The organism is Sphingobacterium spiritivorum ATCC 33861 (genome assembly GCF_000143765.1).
Lineage (GTDB): Bacteria > Bacteroidota > Bacteroidia > Sphingobacteriales > Sphingobacteriaceae > Sphingobacterium > Sphingobacterium spiritivorum.
On sequence record NZ_GL379771.1, the window covers coordinates 448450 to 466392 of the forward strand.

Consider the following 17943-nt stretch of genomic DNA (forward strand, 5'->3'; position numbering starts at 1 on the left):
AATATGCAAATTATGCAAAAAATATTATTAGCGGAAGACGATCCTAATTTGGGTGAGCTTCTAAAAGATTATTTGGAACTGAAAGGTAAATTCGATGTCACACTTTGTCAGGATGGCGAAGAAGCACTTGTAGCCTTCCATAAAGATCAGTATGATCTATGTATCCTGGATGTCATGATGCCTAAGAAAGATGGATTTTCGCTTGGAAAAGATATCCGCAAAACCAATACTACAGTGCCTGTGATATATGCTACTGCCAAAGGAATGATGGAGGATAAAACGCAGGCATTTGAATTGGGTGGAGATGATTATATTACAAAACCATTTCGGGTAGAAGAACTTTTACTTCGCATCAATGCTCTTCTGAAGAGAAGTTCAAGAGACAAAGATGAAGAAACTGCAGATAAGTTTGAAATCGGAGATTACTTCTTCGACTATACCAGCCAGCAGATTTCTTATAAGGGTCAACAACAGAAACTCTCAACAAAAGAAGCTGAATTACTACGTTTACTATGCCTGAAGAAAAATGATGTACTGACCCGTGAAGAGGCTCTTTTAAAAATATGGCACGATGACAATTACTTTACCGGAAGAAGTATGGATGTATTCCTGAGTAAGCTCCGCAAGTACCTGCGGGAGGACCCGAGTGTAGAAATCGTAAATGTACACGGTAAAGGTTACAAGCTCCTCGTCAGCTAACAAAATATAAAATAACTCACAGATATTATTGTCTCTTGATTTTGTGAATTCAGGAGACAATAATTACCTTTAAGGCGCAACACACACTAACGTCATCTTCATTAACAGGATCATAATCTGACATATGATGGCATTCTGAGTTTTTATAAGTAAGATTATCCCGGTTACTTGGTGGTTATCCTCACACTTACTAACGAATTTCTATGACATTAATGCGCTCTGTCATCACTTTTCTTATCCTGTTTACATGCTTTGGCCATGCGCTGTCGGCACAACAAGATACGACCAAACAATTCAGTGATACCCTGCAAAATAGAATGCTCAAAAAAAACTTTTGGAAACAAGTCCCCTATAAAGAAATTGCGATACCTGCCGGATTATTAACGTACGGCATTATTTCACGGGAAAGCCATTTCCTTATTCATCAGGATAACGATATTAACAATGTTTTGCGAAAAAATATAGACGGGAAATTCACCATTGATGATTTTAGCCAGTACACACCGTTACTTAGTATCTATGTGTTGGATCTGGCGGGCATAAAAGCCAGGCACAACCTCAGAGAGCGGTTATTTGTTTCAGGTGTATCTTATGCCATTATGGCCACGACTGTATACACCATCAAAAGCACAGACAATGTCTGGCGTCCGGACAACTCTGCAAATAATTCTTTTCCTTCCGGACATGCTGCTACAGCATTTGCCGGAGCAGAATTATTATGGCAGGAGTATAAAGACCAATCCATCTGGTATGGAATTGCAGGGTATACAGTAGCAGCCGGAACCGGATTTTTCAGAATGTACAATAATAAACATTGGTTTTCGGACGTAGTTATGGGAGCAGGTATCGGCATGCTCAGTACCAAGATCGGTTAATGGTTACTCCCTCTTGTAGACAAACACCTGGATCATAATCCTTCTTCTTCTGTTACAGTCGTCAGTCCGTTTTATAATGGAAAACAAGCCGGGCTGTCTGGAAGCGTCCAATTCTGATCAACAGCATACTATTCTGACGATTTATTAAAATATTTTTGGGATTTAGAAACCTAATCCCGATATTAGCATCGCTTATAGAGAAAGGCCGAGGGACTAGACCCGAAGAAGCCTTAGCAACCTGTCACTTGACAAGGTGCTAAATTCTACCCCGCCTGGACACAGGAGGGAAAGATAAGCCGAAGTCACTGCATCTGGTGTCCTTCCTCTTTAGCAAAGTAGTTTTATGGAGTTAAGAAAAATTAAACAACAATCATTTTTATGTTATTAACTAACAATTTAGGCTACCCTCGTGTGGGCGCATTCCGCGAATTGAAAAAAGCCAATGAAGCCTATTGGGCAAAAAAGATTAGTGCTGAGGAATTATTAGATGCAGCAAAACAAATCCGTGAAGGAAACTGGAAAACTCAAAAAGATGCCGGTATAGACCTTATTCCTTCCAATGATTTCTCTTTCTATGACCAAGTGTTAGACCTGTCTTTAACAGTAGGTGCTATTCCTGCCCGTTACAATTCTTTATTGAATAAAATCGATCGTAACTACAATCTGGATCTTTATTTTGCTATGGCACGTGGTTTCCAGCAGGAAGGTGTCGATGTAACGGCAATGGAAATGACCAAGTGGTTTGATACCAACTACCACTATATCGTTCCGGAATTCACAAAAAATCAGGAATTCAAATTGACTTCTGAAAAATTCTTAAACGAATACAATGAAGCAAAAGCATCAGGCATTGAGACCAAACCGGTATTGATCGGCCCTATCACTTACCTGTTATTAGGAAAAGAGAAAGAAGCCGGATTTGACCGTATCGACCTTATCGAAAACCTGATCCCTGTATACGAACAGATTCTTGGCAAACTTGCAGAAGCAGGCGCACAATATGTACAGATTGACGAGCCTTTCCTTGCTTTGGATATCGACAACAAAACACGCGCTTTATATCAGACTGTATTTGAAAAGCTATCCGCAGCAGCTAAAGGTATTAAACTTATTGTAGCGACTTATTTTGAAGCACTTCGTGATAATGAAGAAACGGCTGTAAATCTTCCGGTACATGCTTTACATTTAGATCTTGTACGTGGAGAAAATCAACTGGATACTGTTTTAGCAAAAATTCCTGCGTCTTTAACACTCTCATTAGGTGTTGTGGAAGGCCGTAATATCTGGAAAAATGATTATGAGAAATCATTAGGTCAGATCAAAAAAGCTGTTGATGCATTAGGCAAAGACCGCGTATGGATTGCTCCTTCCAGCTCATTGCTACATGTTCCGTTTGATTTGGATAATGAAGATAACGAAGAGTCTTTACCAAAAGAAGTTAAAAACTGGTTAGCATTTGCTAAACAAAAACTAGCCGAAGTAAAAGACCTTGCGATTCTTGCTGAAGGTGAAGTAGATGCTAAAACAGCCGAACGTTTTGAAGCAAATAAAGCTGCCGCTGAAAGCCGTCGTACTTCTCCGCTTATCCACAAACCGGAAGTAAAAGAACGTACTGCAAACATTACTGATGATGATGCGACCCGTACTTCACCATTTGCAAACCGTAAAGCTGCACAACAGGCTAAATTTAACTTACCTGCATTTGCAACGACTACCATCGGTTCTTTCCCGCAAACGAAAGATGTCCGTAAATGGAGAGCGGACCTGAAAAAAGGAAGTATCACACAAGAACAATATGACAAAGAAATCGCTGAAGAGACAGAGCGTACTATCCGTCTTCAGGAGCAATTAGATATCGATGTACTGGTACACGGAGAATTTGAGCGTAATGACATGGTTGAATACTTCGGCGAGCAACTGGCCGGATATGCATTCACGAAAAACGGATGGGTTCAGTCTTACGGTTCACGTTGTGTGAAACCTCCGGTTATCTACGGTGACGTATACCGTCCTGCAGATATGACGGTACGCTGGTCTGCATATGCACAGTCTCTGACTAACCGTCCTGTAAAAGGAATGTTGACTGGTCCTGTTACGATCTTGCAATGGTCATTTGTTCGTAATGATCAACCACGCTCGACTACAACATACCAAATTGCATTAGCAATTCTGGATGAAGTACAAGCATTAGAAAAATCAGGAATCAAGATTATTCAGATTGACGAACCGGCTATCCGCGAAGGATTACCATTGCGTAAAGCTGATCAACAGGATTACCTGAACTGGGCTGTACGTGCATTCCGCGTTTCTTCATCTAATGTAGACGATGATACACAGATTCACACGCACATGTGCTACTCTGAATTCAATGACATTATTGAGGATATTGCAGCTATGGATGCTGACGTAATCACCATCGAAACATCACGTTCTCAAATGGAATTACTGGATGCCTTCGCCGGAGATTTCAAATACCCTAACGATATCGGACCTGGTGTATACGACATCCACTCTCCCCGTGTACCAAGCACAGATGAGATGGTCAACTTATTACGCAAAGCTAAGGCTGTAGTTCCTGCAGAACAACTTTGGGTAAACCCTGACTGTGGATTGAAAACCCGTGCATGGCCGGAAACTAAAGCAGCTTTGGAATCTATGGTTGAAGCCGCTAAAATCCTTAGAGCTGAATAACCTTTAAGTATTAGTAATATTAAAATCACAACAGCCCGCAGGTACAACACACTACGGGCTGTTTGTTTTATATACTATGTAGTTATGAATACTAAAAACAGCCACACAAGAACTTTTCATCACTTCATTTGTTATTAGGAGACAATATAATAATGAATCCTATGAACAGAATATTCCCAATAACATTAGTTATTTTAATGACAAGCCTTTTGACCAGCTGTGCTGCGATCGAAGGAATTTTCAAAGCAGGTGTATGGTCCGGAGTGATCATGGTAGTGGTAGTAGTAGCCCTTCTGATCTGGATACTGGCTAAATTATTCGGAGGAAATAAAAATTAATCTCTACAGTGGAGATATCTTTAAAAAAGGTATCACTATGGGTATAAAAAAAGACAGGCTGAACAGTGTTCAGCCTGTATGCTTTAAATCAGTTGTCAGCCTGCTTTCCGGAGACTTTCACGTAATAAGAAAGCTTAATCTTAATTATAAACCGGTGTAACTGTGTATCCTTTCTGACGTAAAAGATTGATCACGCCTTCTTCACCGGACAGATGTCCTGAGCCTACAGCAAAGAAAGTCGGAGCCTCGCTCATTAATGCAGGCATACGATCTGCCCACAGATGATTACGAACCGGTAACAATTGACGATAAGTTTCCGGATTAGACGAAGTATATTTTAATAACAGCTCATCCATACCTGCAATATCTTCCTCCTTGTACAGTTGATAGATATGAGAAAGAATACTTTGAATATCAAATTCATCCATAGATTTTAGATAGGAAGGGAAATCGGATGTTTCAAAAATCTTATCTGCAAAAGAATATTGCTCCTCAATGCTCGAAAGCCCTTCGATTGTTTTGCCTTCCTGCTTTGTATGTTTAATAATTTCTTCTTCAAACGAAGCCATTGGTTCCGAGAAGGATTTTTGCATAATCATAGCGATCAAAAACATAGGTTTTATTTTATCTACCTGTGCTAGAGTGATTCCGAGTTTTTTTCCTAAGACTTCATCTACCAAAGCTATTTCTTCCGGCTTGATCTGTGAAGATATTGTCTTATCACTCATCATGTGTTTTTGAGATTCTTCTGCAAGATTGGACGCCGCCATGTTGATTTCCAGATACACTCTTGACGTCTTATCCATAGCATCAATAGCTTTCGCGGACATTTCAAAATTCTTTCTGGCCAGCATATGTACTGTACCAAACAGATAAGAAGGTGCTTTCAGATCTTTTCCTTCTATTTTCCACAGCAATGACTTCTCCTTCACAGGTGATGTCTGTGCAAAAGCAGAGTTAATCAAAAAACAGACAACAGCAATAAAGGCAACCAGATTTTTCATATTATTTCTATTCATAATTCAAATGTTTTAGCGTTTTATGGAATTAGTAGCACACATTGCAAAATGTTACATATTCCGGAATAAAAAAACAATAAAACAATGATTATCAGCCTAAAAATCTTACTTTTTCTTCTTTTTATCCCTTTTCAGTTTATCCTCTAATCTCGCTTCTGCATTTTTGATATCCTGATCATAAGATGAATAGCAGTTTGTGACATACAATCCTTTTACCAATCGGAGTGCTTTCTTTACTTTCATTTGCTTTTCTAACAATTGTACCTGCTTCAGCAGTATTTCCGTCTTATTAATTCCTTTTATAGTTAATGCAAAGTCTATTAATTTTTGTGCCTCTTCAAAATCGTCATTCCATATGAGTGTCTGTGCAAAATGAGGATATATCTCCAGTGCATAAAGGTTGCAGGTAAGCGCTTCCTGAAAATATTTTTTCGCTTCTTCATAATTCATCAGCTGTTCTGCGTATAGCCGACCTGTCAGACACAGCGCTGTTGTATTGGTCTCATCATATGACAAGGCATACTCCAGAGATTCTATTGTCTCTGTCAGCGAATAAGGGTAATTGTCCAGTGCCTGGGACAAATATTTATCAATTGCTTTCATTGTTTTATTTTTCTATTTTCATTTCCTGTCTGAAACGTTGTTTTTCAGCCTGTCGTTTTACCTTGTAGGACTTATCAACTTTTTCAGATTTAAAATCCGTTCCGACAAAGGTTCGAATAGCATTTCCACGCTCCACCTGAATCTGATTAAACCATTTGTACTTTTCGTTTTCTTTCCAATGCAGGAGATTCAATTCGTTAACTTTTGTTTGCAATCTCTCTGTTGCGATTTTCTTATTTTGATGTTGCGACCGGCTATCCATGGCGACCACTGATACTCCTGTAGGCATATGTGTGGCCCGTACCGCTGAACTCACCTTATTGACATGCTGACCTCCCGCTCCAGAACTTCGCATGGCCTGATAGCGAATATCCTTTACGTCAAATATCCAGGAGGCAGATGGTTTAATTTCAAAGACCTCAATAAACCAGTTTTTGCGCTTATGTGATTTTCGGAAATCACTTTTTCCGATCCATTGGATCGTACCTGTCCATAAAGCGGAAAATGCCATACAATTCTCTCCACTGATCTTCAGACTTGCAGAAATTACAGTTCCGTTTATACTTCCCTCCTGCCGGTCGAGCACCTGAACCTCCACATCAAAAGTTGGTGCTTCCTGTATTATTTTTTTGATCACCTGTGCTACGACCCAACTGCATTCTTCGGGGCCGCGTCCTGCGGTGACGCCTATTATTTTGTCCATTTTATTTTTTGTTTGAAGCAAGTATCCAAAAAGTGATTTCTTTTAGGACACCTGCATTATTTACTATCGATCCATCCGCACAATTTTAGGTGTAAACGTCCCCAGTATATCCACTAATTCGGATTGAAGTGCGATTACTTTGCGGATATCTTTGTAAGCCATCGGGGCTTCATCCACACTTCCCCCTACAAGCTCGACATCGGTATCTTTAAGTAGCTTTTGCACCTGACCAGGTGTGAAAGAAGCTTTACATGCAGCCCTTGACAAGAGTCTTCCTGCTCCATGCGAAGCAGATTGCAAACTGCTCTCATTTCCTTTCCCTACCACAATATATCCCGGAGCAGTCATGGATCCCGGGATAATCCCCAGCTCTCCTTTTGCTGCCGGAGTAGCTCCTTTACGGTGTACTATACATTCCTTTCCGTCGATCAGCTGTTTCCAGGCAAAATTGTGATGATTCTCTACCTTAAATGCCGGACGTTTACCCAGAGCTTTAGCTATGCGCCGGTGGATATCATCATGACAGGCACTTGCATAGTCACCAGCCAGATTCATAGCCATCCAATACTCCTGGCCATCATGTGTATCCAGATCTAACCAAGCCAGATGCTGTACAGACCGGGGCAGAGGACATTGCTTTGCAGCGAGGTAGGTATAATGTTTAGCGATATTAGCCCCTAATCCCCTGGAGCCGCTATGGGACAATAAGGCTACATATTCACCCGCCGGGAGTTTCCACTCCGGTCTTGGATTGTTCAGATTCACTATCCCGAACTCAACGAAGTGGTTGCCGCCTCCCGAAGTCCCCAACTGCTTCCAGGCTTTACCCAGCAGATTTTTGAGAATTGGTATTTCCTGAAATTCCTTTCGGGAAAAAATCTCATGATCTGCCCTGTTCTTATGCGTCTCGTACATACCAAAGCAGGTCTGTTCTAAAAGCATATTCGTCAGTTGGAATCTTTTGCCTTTCAGATAGCTCGCAGGCAGATCAAAGACAGAGAGACTCATTCTACAACCGATATCTACACCAACGCCATACGGAATCACAGCGTTATCTGTTGCCAGCACCCCACCTATCGGCAGTCCGTAACCGGAATGTGCGTCAGGCATCAATGCTCCGCTAACGGCTACAGGCAGCTTCAATGCATCGTACAGCTGGCGTTTTGCCTGTTCATCGATTTCATTCTCCCCAAATATGCTGAAGGCAACTCTTGAAGTTCTCAATTGCTGCAAGCGTACTTCGACGGGTCTGACCAGTCCTTCCGCTACTTTGCCCCATATTCCATCACCCAGAAATTGTTCGGGCGAAAGGAGTACCTGTCTGGCATCCGCCAGTATCGCTTCTTTTTTATCACGCTTTCTATAACGTTGTATTTGCCCTAAGGCAATATTTATTGCATTATTCTGTGGGAAGCCCAATTTGATAAGGTCCTTCCCGGAAAGTTTCTTTCCCATGTTATTTTTTATTCAAATCAATACGATACCTGTGGATACAATGATCCATAGGCGTTACTGTCGGCCGATCGAAGTCGGCCGGATTAATATCCATTCGGGAAAATCTGTGAAGGGTCCGGAATAAACAAAAAAGCCCGAATGATCTTCGGGCCTTTTCTTATATTTCGTTAAGTAATCTTAAGAGGAGAAAGAAGCACGAAGAAGAGCCTCAGCAATTCCAATTGCTGATGAAGCTAAAGCTGTAGAATGTAGTACAAACATTTTTTCTTCGTTTTAAAAGGGTTAAACCATTAATATCGCTGCAAAGATTTAAATTATTTCTTAAATACCAAAATATTCTTCTTAAAAAATCACATTTCTCTCCTCATACTATACATTAATGGCTTTATAATCCGGCGTTATCTTGCTAATTTTTACAGGCTATTCCCTCTTGTGCAGCGATTCACTATCTTTGCAGCATGCGTTTTGATATTATTACGGTATTACCTGATTTACTGACAAGTCCTTTTGCACATTCTATTCTGCAGAGGGCACAAAAGAAGGGCCTGGCCGAGATCGTTGTTCACAATCTGAGAGACTATGCAACCAACAAACAAAAGTCTGTGGATGATTATCCATATGGCGGAGGTTCGGGGATGGTCATGCAGATCGAGCCCTTTGCAAAATGTATTGAATATCTGCAGTCTGAGCGGGATTATGATGAGATTATCTTTATGAGTCCGGATGGTCAAACGCTGAATCAGGAGATTGCCAATACCCTTTCGACAAAAGGGAATATGATGATCCTGTGCGGACATTACAAAGGTATTGATCAGCGCATACGTGATATCTATGTTACGAAAGAAATATCCATTGGAGATTATGTTCTGTCAGGAGGAGAACTTCCTGCAGCTATTCTGACCGATGCTATTATTCGTCTTATCCCGGGAGTCTTGTCCGACGAAACGTCAGCACTATCTGATTCTTTTCAGGATGGGCTTCTGGATGCACCTATCTATACGCGTCCTGCGGAATGGAGAGGGCACAAGGTACCGGACATATTATTGAGCGGTAATGAGGCTAAGATTTTAGCATGGAGAGACGAACAGCAGTTACAAAGAACTAAAGAAAGACGTCCGGATTTATTAAATGACTAACGAAAAAGGCTTTTTTTTATTTTTTTGTCACATAAAATTTGCATTATGAATTTTTTTTATAAATTTGTGATATTATGTTGACAATTCAATTAAACAATACGTGGTGGTGGCCTGGAGCAAATTGCATCGGGTGCTAATGTATTGTCATAATATTTCATAATCAACCAAAACCACTTATGGAAGTTCACCCGACGCAGAAAACGTCGGGTTTTTTGTTTTTACTGGAAATTAGAAAAAAATAGAGCATACATGTTATACAATTTCGAAACGAATTTTAAAAAGATACTGGCAGATACTACTACACCGGTAAGTATCTACCTGCGTCTCCGGGATGCCTTCCCTAATAGTCTGTTGCTGGAGAGCTCGGACTACCACAGCAGAGACAATAATATCAGTTATATCTGCTGCCAGCCACTGGCAGGCATCAGACTGAATAAACAAAATCTTGAAATACACTATCCGAATCAGGAGGTCGAATATAAAAAGGCAGATGAAATAGATTTGAGAAGTGAAATTTCCCTTTTCAGAGAAAAGTTCAGTCAGATTGAAACTCCCGAAATCAATGTCATTTCGAATGGATTATTTGGGTACTTTACCTTTGACTGTATTGAGCATTTCGAGGACATCAAACTGACCACTGCTATTGACCCTAAACGTGATATTCCGTTTTTACAATATCACGTATACAAGTATGTCATCGCGATTGACCATTTCCGGAATCAGCTCTATATTTTCGAACATCTTCTCAATGGAGAAGAATCCGGTCTGGAAAAAATGGAATACCTGATTAAGAATAAGAACTTTCCGGAATATGATTTCCGTACCAACGGAGAAGAAACGTCTAACCGCACAGATGAAGAACACCGGGAACTGGTTCGCAAGATGATAAAGCACATTCAGCGCGGAGATGTTTTTCAGATTGTTCCTTCACGTGCATTTGCAACTCCTTTTCTAGGCGACGAATTTAATGTATACCGTGCATTACGTTCTATCAATCCTTCTCCATACCTGTTTTACTTTGACTATGGTGATTTCAAGATCTTCGGATCATCTCCCGAAGCTCAGCTGACTATCCGCAAAAGCGAAGCTGCAATCTATCCTATTGCCGGTACATTCAAACGTACCGGGGATATGGAAAAAGATGAGAAAATCGCGGAAGCATTAAAAAATGATCCCAAAGAAACATCTGAACATGTAATGTTGGTGGATCTTGCCCGCAATGACCTGAGCAGACACTGTGATCAGGTGACTGTACGCTCTTACAAAGAAGCGCAGTATTATTCGCATATTATTCACCTGGTCTCCAAAGTAACAGGCAAACTGAAAGATAATATCAATCCTTTTGATGTAGTGGGTGATACATACCCTGCCGGCACACTAAGCGGAGCTCCCAAACATATGGCCCTGACACTCATCGACAGATATGAGGGACAGCAGCGTTCTTTTTACAGCGGAGCAATAGGTTATATGGGATTTAACGGCGACTTCAATCATGCTATTATGATCCGCTCCTTTCTTAGTAAACAAAACCTCTTACACTATCAGGCTGGCGGAGGCATTGTACTCGACTCTGACCCTGAAATGGAATTGCAGGAAGTAAATAACAAAATAGCAGCGTTAAGAAAAGCGCTGGAATTAGCAGAAACATTATGATCAGGCCTTTAGAATATTGTGAAAATCTTGCTCATGTACGCTCATCTATCGATACGATTGATTATCGCATCCTGGAACTGATCGCTCTCCGTAAGGATTATGTAGCAAAAGCAGCTGATTTTAAAAACAGCACCGAAGAAGTTATCGCTGAAGAACGTGTCAACCAAATGCTAAAGGACCGTCTGGAACTGGCTAAAGGTTTCGGATTGAAAGCGTCCTTTGTGGAAGGCATTTTTAGTGATATTGTAAATTATTTTATAAACGAAGAATTAAACAAATTCGATGAGCAGCAAAGTATTAGTAATCGATAATTACGACTCATTTACCTATAATCTGGTGCATCTTTTACAAGAATGCGGACAAGAATATGAAGTGTGGAGAAACGACAAATTCAAGATTGAGGATGTAGCAGCCTTTGATAAGATCTTATTATCACCGGGACCGGGTATCCCTGAAGAAGCTGGCTTATTACTGGATGTCATCCGTACATATGCCGAGCATAAAAGTATACTGGGTATCTGTCTGGGCCAACAAGCCATTGCAGAAGTCTTTGGAGGCAAATTGTTTAATATGACAAAACCTCTGCACGGAGTTGCCACAGCTATTATTGTAACGGATCCTGAAGAATCATTATTCAGGAATTTTCCGAACGGATCCAAGATTGGCCGTTATCATTCATGGGCAGTTGAGAAAGAATCTCTGCCGGAAAGCCTGCAGATCACAGCATTGGATGAGAACGGAACTATCATGGCTCTTTCACACAAGACACTGGATGTAAAAGGGATGCAGTTTCATCCGGAATCTGTCCTGACAGAAAATGGTAAAATATTAATCGAAAACTGGCTAAAGTATTAACATGACTATATTAGATAAAATCGTTGAGCGTAAAAAAACGGAAGTAGCAGAGGCTAAGACCAAAGTTCCTCTGGAAAAGCTTGAAAATTATCCGCTCTTCAGACGTAGCTGCTATGTACTCAGAGACAGTATCCTGCATCCGGAACGAACAGGTATCATAGCCGAGTATAAAAGAGCTTCTCCTTCCAAAGGTCTTATCAATGGGGTATCATCTGTGACAGAGGTCGTCAGCGGTTATCAGGCTGCAGGAGCTTCCGCCATATCTGTACTGACAGACACTGATTTTTTTAAGGGCACACTTGATGATCTGACAGAAGCACGGAAGGCTTTGACTATTCCTTTGTTACGAAAAGAATTTATTGTAGACAAGTATCAGATCGCTGAAGCGAAGGCATATGGAGCTGATATTATTCTGTTGATCGCAGCCTGCCTGACAGCAGGGGAAATTCTGGATTTTTCCGCCTATGCCAAGCAACTGGGGTTAAATGTATTACTGGAAGTACACGACCAGGAGGAATTAAACCGCAGTCTCTTTGATACCATAGATGCCATAGGCGTAAACAACCGTAATCTGAAAGACTTTTCGGTCTCTCTGGATCATTCCTATGATCTTGTCAATAAGATTCCTTCGCAGTACATTAAAGTTTCAGAAAGCGGAATATCCGATCCTGAAACTATAAAAAATCTCAAAAAAGCTGGTTTTCAGGCTTTTCTGATTGGCGAGAATTTTATGAAAACTGAAAATCCGTCAGTAGCGATTTCAAATTTTGTCAAAGAATTATAATTATTATTTATAACTAATCTAAATAAAGTATATTTGCAGACGGGTACGTTTATTTACGTATTTGATCTATCAGATTTTGGAGGAAACAAAGTTCATTATTACGCATGAGAGTTTTGAACAACTTTATCTCGATCATTGGGAAAAGTTGTTCTTTTTTTGCGTGAAAACCATCCAGGACGAAGAGATTGCGAAAGAGATCGTACAGGAAGTATTCAAATCGGTTTGGGAACGTAAGGATAAGCTGGAACTTAAGGAAGTGAAGCGTTATCTGATACGATCTGTAAAGTTGAAAACATTTGAATATATACGCAATAAAGTGACACGCCAGCAACACCATGAGGTGATTCTGAATGCTTACAAAGAGGAATACCATGAAAATTCTGTAGAGGTGCAGGAACTTTCAATTAAAATAAACAACCTGATCGGATCTCTTCCAAATCAATGTAAGAATGTCTTCAAGATGAGCCGGCACGAAGGTCTGACAAATAAGGAAATCGCATCCCGGCTTTTTATTTCGGAAAGAGCAGTAGAATACCATATCAGCAGGGCACTCTCTACATTAAAAACTCATTTGTCGGATTACATAAAATAATTTTATCTTTATCTATTCATAGTATCACTATCTGCATGATCAGCAAACAGCTCTTAGAAAAATATCATCTTGGCTTATGTTCGGAAGAAGAACAGGAGTTAGTAGAGCAGTGGCTGGAAAATGATGATCTGGAGATAGAAGGCGATATAAAACCTGTAGCGGATACCGAACGGGTAAAAGTAGAAATGTGGTCAAATATCCGACAGGATATTAAACAGAAGAAAAACTTACGCATATTTCATCCTGGCATCTGGGCAGCAGTTGCAGCTATACTGATCGCGATTATAGGCGTTAGGGCAATATTTATTAATAATCAGCCCTCTCTTGCAAACCGATTTACATTTGATAATCTTTCGGGAGATCAGATCCGGAATTATGAGGAGCATAACTATAATATAACGCTCTCTAAAAAATCTTTTGCACGTATCAATACAGAAACAGGGGAACTGGATGTCAAAGGAGATATTATGTTTACGCCAAAAAAAGATATTATTCTTAATGTGTGTGACCGAAACCACCGGATCAAACTTAAATCGGGAGAAACCTATATTTTATTGGATCAGAATAAAAGCTGTCAGCATATTGTACTGACAAAGCAGGAGCTGACTTTCCTATCTCCTATTTTACAAAACCAGTTAAAAATACAATTTAATATTTCTTAGTCGAGAATATGTCAGCTTTAAAGATATCAGTATACAATCTTTTAATTATTCTGACCCTGCTCGCGGCTGGCTGCAGCCGAACAAAATCTACAATCAAAACGAACGGAACATACTCCCTATATCTGATGACAAAAGATGGTGGTCACGCCATCATGACACTTGACAGTTTAGCATCAAACTCCGTTATCAATTCAGAGCAAATGATCACGGTCCCAAACAGTACATTTGACCGGTCGATTATTATCAAAGATGGTTTTTATTATCATATGGATGGCGGACAAAACAGCTTTAATAAATATTCCCTGCAGACTGACGGCCTTCAGCAGGTCTCCTCCATCCCTATACAGGACAAACATATCGAAAATAAATATTGGATTGCCAGAGATACATTACTGCTGCTGACTCTGGATGACCGGACTTACTCCAAGCTGGAATATTACAAAATAGACAGCAAATCGTTTCGTATCGTATCCTCCGGTTCTATTCCTGTAACCTTTCCGTCCAAAGAATTTCCGTTTTTATCCATCGGCTTTAATTATATGCGGGATAACAAGATGTTTATTGGCTATTCGTTTAACAAGACCATGGCAAAAAATGACTATACTACGATAGATACGATGTATGTAGCTACTCTGGATGTTCAGACCATGCAGATAAACAATATTCAGAAAGATTCCCGCTCTACCTATCCGGGCGGCATCAATACAGTCCAGTCTTATAGCTTTGAAGATGAAAATAAAGATTTCTACTTTATGAGCTGTCCTGGTATAGCACTGGGCAATAATCTAAAAAAACCAACTGCAATCTTTAGAATTGATGCCAAAACGAATAAAATTGCTCCGGATTATATGATCAATATCTCCAACAAGATAAACAATCATGCTTATGGAATGTGGTATCTGGGCAATCAGGAAGCGCTGATCCGCAGTGAACGAAAAGACCGTTATCATAATTTTCAGGATCACCATTCCACTTACCATTTTGAATATTACCGCGTCAATCTGAGGAATGGAGATATGGTCAAACTTGACCTTCCGTTTGATAAAGGTACCCGAAAAGAATCTGTGATCGTACAAAACAATAAGGCATATATCGGAATTGATGATTCAACAAATACACATAGCATCTGGGTGTATGATATACCTACAGCGAAGATCAGCAAAGGCACCGGATTATCTCAACGTGTAGACTTTATTCTGCGTATGGATAGTTTGTAGGATACATTGCAAATTTCTCCTGAAACCGATCAAAAGAAAAGCATGGCCAAATGGTCATGCTTTTTTATTCTACCGCATGGGATAATTCCCTTATAGTCCGCCAAACAGTTATTTTTTCTAAAATATAAATCTTACATATTACTCAACACCAATCACTTACATTTTAATTTAAAAATAAGTTTATACCCGGCCTTCGGTAAATCCGAAGAAGAGCAACATATCTTATATATAATTAATCTAAATAATAATGTCGTATTTAAAAACGGTATGGTATATCATCTTTGCCTCCATATCGATTATCAGTGTAGCTCAACAGCGGAATGAAGTAAAAGGACGTATTGTCAATAATACAAATGAAGGAATTCCTGATGCAAGTATTCAAATTCAAAATTCAACTATCGGCACTAAATCTATTGAAAACGGGGAATTCAAAATTTCGGGATTAGCAGATGGCCAGCATGTTCTCCTTATCTCTGCAGTAGGTTTCAAAAAGACAAGCGTCAAAATCAATACGGCTTCAATACCTGCTACATTACGCATTTCTTTAGAAAAGGATCTCAACCAACTCTCGGAAGTCAATATTAACGGTAAGACCCAGTCAAAAAAAATCAAAGAGACAGGTCTTAATGTCAATATTATTGAGACCAGACAATATGCAAATACAAACGCAGATATCAATCAGATCTTAAACAGAAGTACCGGTGTTCGGATTCGTGAACAGGGTGGATTGGGCTCTGATTTCACATTTTCATTAAATGGACTTTCCGGCAATTATATCAAATTTTTCATTGACGGTATCCCTATTGAATCCTTTGGATCGGGTATGACATTGAATAATATGCCAGTCAATATTGCTGAGCGTATAGAAGTGTATAAAGGTGTTATTCCGGCGCACCTTGGATCAGATGCTCTCGGCGGAGCTGTAAATATTGTCACCAACCGGGATAAGAAAAAATTCCTGGATGTAAGCTACAGCTATGGTTCTTTCAACACACACCGGGCAGCTGTGAGTGGCGGGTTTAAGGATAAAAACGGAATTATGGTTAATGTAAACTCTTACTATAACTATTCGGACAACGACTATCTTATGAAATCCAATCCGAAAGCAAATTTTTACCTGACTGTACCCAATATTCAGGACGACTCCCGCTTTGACACTTTAGGTACTGCACGAAGATTCCACGACCAGTACCGTTCGGCAATGGGTCAACTGGAGGTAGGAGTAGCAGATAAAAAATGGGCAGATGTTGCTGTAGTGGGAATCACTTATAATGATGTCTACAAACAGCAGCAGACCGGAGCTACACAGGAGAAAGTGATCGGCTTGGTGGACAATAAGTCTCATAGTATAACTCCGAGCATACGTTATCGCAAGAACAGATTATTCATTGATAACCTTTCTGCGACCTTGTTCTCCAATATTAATATCAGCAAGGGAGTCATCACAGATACAAGTTCTTATGCACCCTTCTTCTGGGATGGCAAGGCCCGGGAATATCGTCCTAATGCCGGAGAATTTAATTCAACTAAGTCTATTTCACATGATAAATCCTATAATACACTCACTCAGGCTAATCTGAATTATGCTGCAGCAAAGCATCATGTCTTTAACCTGAATTATAACCTCAATATCAATCAGCGTGAAAGATTTAATGAAATTGACCCGTACAATCAATACTACAATAAAACTAATAAGATAGCAAGACATATACTCGGACTAAATTATCAGCAAAACCTGTTTGGAGATAAATGGGTCAACAGTTATTTTTTAAAGAACTACATTCTTTCAGGTAAGGTTGATGATGTCTCAGGCAAAAGTACCCGCGAAAGCAGCAACTTTACGGGATATGGAATTGCATCTTCTTATACCATATTCGGTGGATTTGGAATCAAAGCATCTTATGAACATGCATACAGATTGCCAACATTTACCGAATTATACGGAAATGGGTTAGAGATTGAAGGCAATCCAAATCTGAAACCAGCCAACAGTGACAATTACAATATCAATTTTTTTTACAACACTGCATTCGGAGACCACAGTCTATCTTTCGATGCTTCAGCATTTTACAGAAATGCAAAGGATTACATTATTTCCCAGCAATATGAAGAAGGCAGCAACGGAAGTAAAAGCCAATCCAAAAATCAGGGTGGAGTCAAAATAAACGGAGCCGATTTTGAAGCAAAATACACTTACCAAAGCTGGTTGAAAGCGATGGTAAATATGAGCTATTATAATGCTCAAAACAGAGAAAAGTATATAAAAGGAACAGAAAACAGAGTAGATATCACCTATGGCAGCCGCACACCAAATGAACCCTGGTTATACGGAAATGCAGATGTCAGCGCACTTTTTCGCAATCCATTCGGAACCAAAGAAAGTTCACTGGTTGTCAATTACTACCTGCAGTTTGTCAACAGTTATTCGCTGAGCTGGTCCAAACTGGGAGGTAAACAAACAAAAGATTATATCCCGGAACAGTGGTTAAACAATCTCGCCGTGACCTATTCGATGAAAGACAACAAATATCATATCACACTTGAAGGTAAGAATCTGACAGATCAGATAGCTTATGATGTTTTCAAACAACAAAAACCGGGACGTTCCTTTTCCGTGAAACTTAGATACAGTATTCAATAATAATTATTTAACATAAAATA

17 protein-coding genes and 1 riboswitch are annotated in these 17943 nt (G+C 39.8%); of the genes, 13 read left to right on the forward strand and 4 right to left on the reverse strand.

Going from position 1 to position 17943, the window contains the following annotated elements:
- The first annotated feature begins 3 nt into the window (after positions 1–3).
- The 4 genes from HMPREF0766_RS12060 to HMPREF0766_RS12075 all read left to right on the forward strand — a co-directional run bounded on the left by HMPREF0766_RS12060 (position 4) and on the right by HMPREF0766_RS12075 (position 4603).
- A complete protein-coding gene (locus tag HMPREF0766_RS12060; RefSeq protein ID WP_002997537.1) occupies positions 4–699 on the forward strand; it encodes a response regulator transcription factor in 696 nt (231 codons plus the stop codon).
- Positions 700–902: 203 nt separating this feature from the next.
- Positions 903–1574 (forward strand): phosphatase PAP2 family protein, encoded by a 672-nt coding sequence (locus HMPREF0766_RS12065; RefSeq protein ID WP_002997539.1) that lies wholly within the window; start codon positions 903–905, stop codon positions 1572–1574.
- 189 nt (positions 1575–1763) lie between these two features.
- Positions 1764–1872: riboswitch (SAM riboswitch) on the forward strand.
- Positions 1873–1952: 80 nt separating this feature from the next.
- On the forward strand, positions 1953–4265 hold the full coding sequence (gene metE / locus HMPREF0766_RS12070; RefSeq protein ID WP_002997541.1) for a 5-methyltetrahydropteroyltriglutamate--homocysteine S-methyltransferase: 2313 nt from the start codon (positions 1953–1955) through the stop codon (positions 4263–4265).
- A 161-nt stretch (positions 4266–4426) separates the two neighbouring features.
- On the forward strand, positions 4427–4603 hold the full coding sequence (locus HMPREF0766_RS12075) for a hypothetical protein (protein ID WP_309485957.1): 177 nt from the start codon (positions 4427–4429) through the stop codon (positions 4601–4603).
- A gap of 140 nt (positions 4604–4743) precedes the next feature.
- Here the strand turns inward: HMPREF0766_RS12075 and HMPREF0766_RS12080 are convergent, their stop codons facing one another.
- The 4 genes from HMPREF0766_RS12080 to HMPREF0766_RS12095 form a co-directional block, all read right to left on the reverse strand.
- Positions 4744–5622, reverse strand: coding sequence for a TraB/GumN family protein (locus tag HMPREF0766_RS12080; RefSeq protein WP_002997546.1), 879 nt, complete (start codon positions 5620–5622; stop codon positions 4744–4746).
- Between the two features lie 105 nt (positions 5623–5727).
- The gene (locus HMPREF0766_RS12085) at positions 5728–6225 is read right to left on the reverse strand and encodes a tetratricopeptide repeat protein (RefSeq protein ID WP_002997548.1); all 498 of its coding nucleotides are present in this window, start codon (positions 6223–6225) and stop codon (positions 5728–5730) included.
- A gap of 4 nt (positions 6226–6229) precedes the next feature.
- Entirely contained in the window at positions 6230–6928 is a 699-nt protein-coding gene (gene prfH / locus HMPREF0766_RS12090) for a peptide chain release factor H (RefSeq protein ID WP_002997550.1), read from the reverse strand.
- Positions 6929–6991: 63 nt separating this feature from the next.
- Positions 6992–8383, reverse strand: coding sequence for an RtcB family protein (locus HMPREF0766_RS12095; protein ID WP_002997552.1), 1392 nt, complete (start codon positions 8381–8383; stop codon positions 6992–6994).
- Positions 8384–8841: 458 nt separating this feature from the next.
- On the opposite strand from HMPREF0766_RS12095, the gene trmD reads away from it, so the two are divergent.
- From trmD to HMPREF0766_RS12140, 9 genes are all read left to right on the forward strand, one after another.
- A complete protein-coding gene (gene trmD, locus HMPREF0766_RS12100; RefSeq protein ID WP_002997555.1) occupies positions 8842–9519 on the forward strand; it encodes a tRNA (guanosine(37)-N1)-methyltransferase TrmD in 678 nt (225 codons plus the stop codon).
- Positions 9520–9768: 249 nt separating this feature from the next.
- Positions 9769–11172, forward strand: a complete 1404-nt coding sequence (locus HMPREF0766_RS12105; protein ID WP_002997557.1) for an anthranilate synthase component I family protein — start codon at positions 9769–9771, stop codon at positions 11170–11172.
- Complete coding sequence (locus HMPREF0766_RS12110; RefSeq protein ID WP_002997559.1) at positions 11169–11483, forward strand: chorismate mutase; 315 nt, start codon at positions 11169–11171, stop codon at positions 11481–11483. The genes HMPREF0766_RS12105 and HMPREF0766_RS12110 overlap by 4 nt, the downstream gene beginning before the upstream one ends.
- Positions 11455–12027, forward strand: a complete 573-nt coding sequence (locus tag HMPREF0766_RS12115; RefSeq protein WP_002997561.1) for an anthranilate synthase component II — start codon at positions 11455–11457, stop codon at positions 12025–12027. Before HMPREF0766_RS12110 ends, HMPREF0766_RS12115 begins: the two co-directional genes overlap by 29 nt.
- Before the next feature lies 1 nt (position 12028).
- On the forward strand, positions 12029–12811 hold the full coding sequence (trpC, locus tag HMPREF0766_RS12120; RefSeq protein ID WP_002997563.1) for an indole-3-glycerol phosphate synthase TrpC: 783 nt from the start codon (positions 12029–12031) through the stop codon (positions 12809–12811).
- A gap of 76 nt (positions 12812–12887) precedes the next feature.
- Positions 12888–13403: an RNA polymerase sigma-70 factor gene (locus tag HMPREF0766_RS12125; RefSeq protein ID WP_282645218.1), complete on the forward strand. Its 516-nt coding sequence runs from the start codon at positions 12888–12890 to the stop codon at positions 13401–13403.
- A 35-nt stretch (positions 13404–13438) separates the two neighbouring features.
- On the forward strand, positions 13439–14065 hold the full coding sequence (locus HMPREF0766_RS12130) for a hypothetical protein (protein ID WP_002997567.1): 627 nt from the start codon (positions 13439–13441) through the stop codon (positions 14063–14065).
- A gap of 8 nt (positions 14066–14073) precedes the next feature.
- The gene (locus HMPREF0766_RS12135) at positions 14074–15282 is read left to right on the forward strand and encodes a hypothetical protein (protein WP_002997568.1); all 1209 of its coding nucleotides are present in this window, start codon (positions 14074–14076) and stop codon (positions 15280–15282) included.
- 247 nt (positions 15283–15529) lie between these two features.
- Positions 15530–17923, forward strand: a complete 2394-nt coding sequence (locus HMPREF0766_RS12140) for a TonB-dependent receptor (RefSeq protein WP_002997571.1) — start codon at positions 15530–15532, stop codon at positions 17921–17923.
- Positions 17924–17943 lie beyond the last annotated feature (20 nt).